Origin of the sequence: Euzebya sp. (genome assembly GCF_964222135.1) — a bacterium.
GTDB lineage: Bacteria > Actinomycetota > Nitriliruptoria > Euzebyales > Euzebyaceae > Euzebya.
On record NZ_CAXQBR010000053.1, the window covers coordinates 1 to 5950 of the forward strand.

The window sequence follows — 5950 nt, forward strand, 5'->3', positions numbered from 1 at the left end:
GGCCCCCGGCGCGCCCGACGGCCGCCGCCGCGGCGAGGGCAGCGGCGACCGACGCCGGGCCGGCGTCGGTCGAGACGAGCAGGATCGCCCGGTCATCGGCCACGGCGAAGGGGCCGGCGGCGAGGGCGTCGGGGAAGTCACCGCCGTCAGCCACCACGACCCGCTCGGTCTGGCCGAGGGCGTCGGCGATCGCCACCGCGGTCGCGAACCGGTCCTCGCCGGCGACCCGCTCGACGCTGAGGCCGGCCGCCTCGAGCTCGTCGACGACCGCGTCGGAGATCGCGGCGGTGCCGCCCAGCACGACGGCGTCGGTGGCACCCAGCCGGGCGATCTCGTGGGCGGTGGCGCCGCTCAGCCCGTCGGGCGCGGTCAGCAGCAGCGGCGCCTGGCGGGAGGCCGCCAGCGGCGCACCGGCGACGGCGTCGGCGAACGTGCCGGCGGCCGCCAGGACCACCGTCTCGGCGCCGCCGGCGAACGCGTGCCGGCTCAGCGCCGCGGCGGTCGCGACCCGGTCGGGACCGTCGATGCGCCCGGACCGGGTGCCGGCCTGGACGACCTGGTGGAACGTCGGGCGGTTCACCCACTGCATGGACGGGGCGGACACGACGCCGCCGGCGACCTGGATGATCTCGTCGCAGGTGGAGTCGTAGACCCAGCCCTCCACCTCCGGGGTGTCGAACTGGTACGCGGTCGGGAAGTCGCACGCCTCGCCGCCGTCGGGCGTGGACTCGAGGAGCGCCGCAGCGTCCGCGAGGGCATGCCACAGCACGGCGGCGCACCCGTCGACGGTGCCGTCGCCGCAGTAGGTGCGGCTCCGCTCGGCGAGGACCGGCCGGCCGAGGATCTGCAGGAGGTCTTCGTGCACGAACCGGATGCGCCCGGAGTTGTACGCCGACCCGAGGCCCAGGCGCGGGTGGTCCTCGGTCCCCTCGGGCCAGGCGTCGAGCGGCACCTCGTCACCGAGGACGCCCTCGATCATCGGCCGCACCCACGCGTCACCGATCGCGATGGCGACCGCGTGGTCGTAGGTGCCGTCCGCGTCGACGTCGCGGCGGTGCCCGCCGGTGGCGAGCCCCCAGGGCCGGCGGTCGTCGAGGACCCAGTCGGCCAGGCGGTCGCGCATCTCGACGAGCCGCTCGTCCCCGGCCAGGGACGCCGGCGGCGCGTCGCCCATGACCTCGAGGGCCAGCGGGTAGATCTCCTGGCCGTTCAGGTCCACGGTGCCGGCGTCCTCGGCGATGTTGACCATGTCGGCCGCGGTCAGCGGGTCGCCGCTCGCGATCGCCGCCTCCATGCGCACCGCGAGGTGCTCACGCCGGTCGGTGGAGTGGTGCTTGAAGCTGTCGTCCTGGGACCGGAACCCCGGCGCCTGCCGGTTGTTCCAGTTGGCGAAGAAGCCCGACTCGGGGTTGACCGCCTGCGGCTGCTCGGCCGGGCTCAGGAACTCACCGGTCCACTGGTGCCCGCGGCCGCCCCAGGTCAGCAGGTCGGGGTCGGTGTCGGGGTCGCGCTGCGGGCACAGGCAGGTGTGGCGGTAGGCGATGTCGGTCTCGTCGACGTAGAACCAGTTGAAGGTGAAGTCGACGCCGTCGAAGGCCCGGTTGAACGACTCGACCCCATCGGTCATGAAGTCCGGGTCGTTGATGCGGCCGAACCCGACGGCGCTGCCGAGCTCGTCGCCGAGGGTGGACCGCTGCTCGGCGATCGCGACCGGCACGCCGTCGGTGGTCATCGCCCGCCCGACGACCGGCCCGTTCCCGAGCTCGGGGATCCGGCCGACCTCGAGGGTGTAGACGATGTTGTCCGGGGAGGGGCTCTCGGGGATCCCTCCCAGGCTGGGCTTGGCGACCTGGGTGTGGGTCAGGACGGGGATCTCGGTGCACTCGCCGTCCCACACGTAGCCGGTCGAGTCGATCGTGGCCTCGCCGCCTGCGGGGTCGCACAGCTCGAGTGCCCACTCGTCCACCATGTCCCCGCTGGCGGAGGTCGCGGACCAGGCGTAGTCGCGGCCGCGGCCGAGCTGGACGTAGATGTTGGTCCCGGCGAAGGCGACGCCGCGGGCGTCGAGGCCGGGTGCGTGGATGTCGGTCTCGACCAGCAGCTGGGGGGTGTAGTACCCGGTCTGGGGGCCGAAGACGGCGATGGGCACGCCGCCGTCGCTCACGTCAGCCCCCGCGAGGATCGCGTTCGACATCGCGAGGGGGGTGCGCAGGTCGATCGGGCCGAACGGGCCGTCGGCGATGCCGAGGTTCGCGGTCGCACCGGCGGTCTCCGCCGGCCAGCCGACCTCGGCCTCAGCCACGTCCTCGCCGGCACCGCCCTGCAGCGACGTGGGCGTCGTGACCGGGAGCAGGTCGCCCAGCAGGTCCTCGAGCGCCTCGCCGAGGAGGGGGACGTCACCGAGCCCGGGCAGACCCGTGCCGCCGCCGGCCGCGTCGTCGCCGAACGCGCCGACGAACGAGCCGGGCTCGAGGAGGGCGGTGGTCGAGTCGTCGATCGCGTCGTGGTCGCCGTAGGGGAACGGCGTCTGGATCGTCAGGCTGGCGTCCGGGTCGTCGGCGGCCTTCAGGTCGTCGAAGATCGCCCGGCCCTCCTCGGGCCCGTGCTGGGCCTGGAGGGCGGCCATGAACATCGAGTTGGCGGCCTCGGCACCGCCGCCCTTGCCGAAGATCCCGCCGACCAGCGAGGCGGTGGCGATGATGTCCTCGAGGACGAACTCCTCGGGGGTCAATTGGAGGGCGACGTACTCGCCGGGCAGGAGGGTGGGGTCGGTCTGGGCCTCGGCGATGTAGGCGTTGACGCCCTCGGTGTACGCGGTCCCGTCCGCGCAGATGCGCTGGCGTTCGGCGTCGTCGGCACCGCAGAGGGCATCGGCCTGCGCGGTGAGGTCCTCCTCGGTGTAGGGGGCGACCAGCAGCTGCTCGCGGTCCATGGCCTTGTTGCCCTCGCTCGCGCCGAGGAACTCGCTCATCCGAGCCCGGCCGGTGTGGCGGAGGACGTCCATCAGGAACAGCCGGTCGCTGGCGGTGATGTAGCCGTTGGCGCACTGGGCGGCCTCGCGGGTGTCGCCGTAGATGTGCGGCACCCCGAACTCGACGTCGCGGAAGGCGACCACGCCCTCGCCGCAGGCGGCGGGCAGGGCGATCGGCTCGACGTCCTCGTCGGTGCCGAACGACCCGTCCTTGAAGAACCGGGCCAGGTCCCCGTCGGTGATGCCGAGGTGGGGGGCGTCGTCGCTCGGCAGCCCGCCCTCGTAGACCAGGCTCTCGTACAGCGGCGTCTGGTCGTTGTAGTGCTCCGGGTAGGTCCCGGCCAGGCCCGGCAGCAGCTCGCCGGTGTTCAGCACACCGGCCTGACCCGGCGGCATGACGTTGGCGAACCCGCCGACGTCACCGTCCTGGCGGTAGCGCCCCTCACCCCCCTCCTGCGCGGTCGCGGTCGGCGTGGTCAGCGCGGCGATCAGCAGCACCACGGCTGCGAGGGTGAGGGGACGGCGCATGGCAGGGTCTCCGGCTCGGGTCGTGCGGCGGTGTGGAGACGTGCTCCACTCAGAGGGGGTTCGCCGTCGCGGGGCCCGGCTCCTGCCAGATCGCCTAGCCGACCCGTTCGACGATGGCCGCGAGCCCCTGCCCCCCGCCGATGCACATCGTCTCGAGGCCGTAGCGCACCTCGCGGCGGTCCATCTCGTGGAGCAGGGTGGTCAGGATCCGCGCGCCGGTCGCGCCGATGGGGTGGCCGAGCGAGATGCCGGACCCGTTGACGTTCGTCCGCTCCCAGTCCGCTCCGTCGACTCCGGGGCCGAACCCCCACTCGCGGGTCACGGCGAGCACCTGGGCGGCGAACGCCTCGTTGAGCTCGATGAGGTCGAGGTCGGACAACCTCAGGCCGGCACGGTCCAGCGCGGCGGCGGTGGCGCCGACCGGGCCGAGGCCCATGTGGGAGGGCCGCACCCCCGCGACGCCCCAGCTGACGAGGCGGGCGAGCGGGCGGAGGCCGTGGCGCTCGGCGGCCTCGGGCGTGGTGACGATGCAGACCGCCGCCCCGTCGTTCTGGCCGCTCGCGTTCCCGGCCGTGACGGTCGCGCCGTCGAGCTGGCGGCCCATGATCGGGCGGAGGGAGCTGAGCTTCTCGAGGGTCGTGTCGGGGCGCGGGTGCTCGTCGGCGTTGATCGTCACCGGGTCGCCCTTCCGCTGGGGCACCTCGATCGGGACGATCTCGTCGTCGAAGCGCCCGGCCTCCTGCGCCGCGACCGCCCGCTGGTGGCTGCGGAGCGCCAGCTCGTCCTGCTCCTCGCGGCTGATGTCGTAGTCGGCGCGGAGGTTCTCCGCGGTCTCGATCATCCCGCCGGGGACCGGGTGGTGGCGCCCGCCGGCGGTGATGCGGCCGCGGGCGAGGCGGTCGGCGAACTCCGCCGGCTTGCCCTTGAGGCCCCAGCGCGCGCCGAGGACGTAGTGCTCCGCCTGGCTCATCGACTCAGCGCCACCGGCGATGACCACGTCGGCCACGCCGGTCTGGACGCGCATGGACGCGTCGAGGATCGCCTGGAGGCCGGAGCCGCAGCGGCGGTCGAGCTGCATGCCGGGCACCTCGACGCCGAACCCCGCGTCGAGCGCGGCGACCCGGCCGATCGCCGGCGCCTCCCCGTTGGGGTAGCCCTGGCCGAGGATCACGTCCTCGACCGCGGAGGGGTCGAGCCCGCTCCGGTCGATCAGGGCACGCAGCGCGGTCGCGGCGAGGGTGGTGACCTCGACGTCGCGGAACTGCCCGCCGTACCCGCCCACGGGGGTGCGGACGGGGTGGCAGAAGACGACGTCTCGCAGCTCGGTCATGGCGTGGGGGTCCTCCTACATGTGGCGGCCACCGGTCACCTCGATCGTGATGCCGGTGCAGTAGCTGGCCAGGTCGCTCGCCAGGAACAGCGCGACCTTGGCGACCTCGTCGGGCTGCCCGGCGCGCTGCATCGGGATCGACGACGTCGCGGCCTCCTGGGCGTCGGCGGGCATGGCCCGGGTCATCGCGGTGTCGATGAAGCCGGGTTGGATGGCGTTGACGCGGATGGCGTGCTTCGCCCCCTCGCGAGCAACGGACTTGGTCATCCCGACGATGCCCGCCTTGGCGGCGGCGTAGTTCGACTGGCCGAAGTTGCCGATCTTCCCCGAGATCGACGACATGTTCACGATCGCGCCGCCGTCGGCCCGGCCGTCGGCGACCTGGGCCTTCATCACGGCCAGCGCCTCCTTCATGCCGAGCCAGGTGCCCTGGAGGTGCACGTCGATCACCTGTCGGAACTGCTCGAGGGTCATGTTCTTCAGCGAGGCGTCGCGGGTGATGCCGGCGTTGTTGACCAGCACGTCGAGCCGGCCGAACCGGTCGGTCGTCGCCGCCACCATCGCGGCGACGTCATCGGGGTCCACCACGTCGGCCCGGACCCCAGCGGCGGGGCCGTCGATCGCCTCGGCAGCCGCGGTGGCGGCGTCGAGGTCGATGTCGGCGATCACCACCGACGCGCCCTCGGCGGCGAAGCGCTGCGCGATCGCCAACCCGATCCCCTGCGCCCCGCCGGTGACCAGCGCGACCCTGCCCTCGAGCAACCCCATGGCCGTGACCTCCTCCGGTGCCGGTGCTCCTCCGGCCCGGCGAGACTGACCCTACAGTCAGGATCGGGGTCGCGACACATCCTCCAGGCGGTCATCTGCACGTCGTCGGGCTCCCACCCCTCCCCGGCTGCACGTCGTCGGGCTCCCACCCCTCTCCGGCTGCACGTCGTCTCGCTCCCCTGCGCCCGGCTGCACGTCATCCCGTTCCCACCGCTCCCCAACTGCACGGAACCCCGGAGGGTCCGGGACAACGTGCGGTTGACCGCCGCCGGGGACCGGATGACGTGCGGATGGCTCTCTGCCCGCACCCGACGGCGTGCGGTTCACCGCCGCCGGGGACCCGACGACGTGCG

3 protein-coding genes are annotated in these 5950 nt (G+C 73.6%); all 3 read right to left on the reverse strand.

Annotated elements, in window-relative coordinates:
* Positions 1 to 3499: penicillin acylase family protein (locus tag ACEQ2X_RS12105; RefSeq protein WP_370326070.1), on the reverse strand; the 3499-nt coding region annotated here is incomplete at its 3' end.
* A gap of 94 nt (positions 3500 to 3593) precedes the next feature.
* Positions 3594 to 4829: an acetyl-CoA C-acetyltransferase gene (locus tag ACEQ2X_RS12110; RefSeq protein ID WP_370326071.1), complete on the reverse strand. Its 1236-nt coding sequence runs from the start codon at positions 4827 to 4829 to the stop codon at positions 3594 to 3596.
* A gap of 15 nt (positions 4830 to 4844) precedes the next feature.
* Positions 4845 to 5597, reverse strand: a complete 753-nt coding sequence (gene fabG, locus ACEQ2X_RS12115) for a 3-oxoacyl-ACP reductase FabG (protein ID WP_370326072.1) — start codon at positions 5595 to 5597, stop codon at positions 4845 to 4847.
* Positions 5598 to 5950 lie beyond the last annotated feature (353 nt).

What these genes read in the sequence shown, in the direction of transcription:
- ACEQ2X_RS12110 (WP_370326071.1), bottom strand. Translation starts at nt 4,829, where the DNA reads ATGACCGAGCTGCGAGACGTCGTCTTCTGCCACCCCGTCCGCACCCCC.
- fabG (WP_370326072.1), bottom strand. Translation starts at nt 5,597, where the DNA reads ATGGGGTTGCTCGAGGGCAGGGTCGCGCTGGTCACCGGCGGGGCGCAG.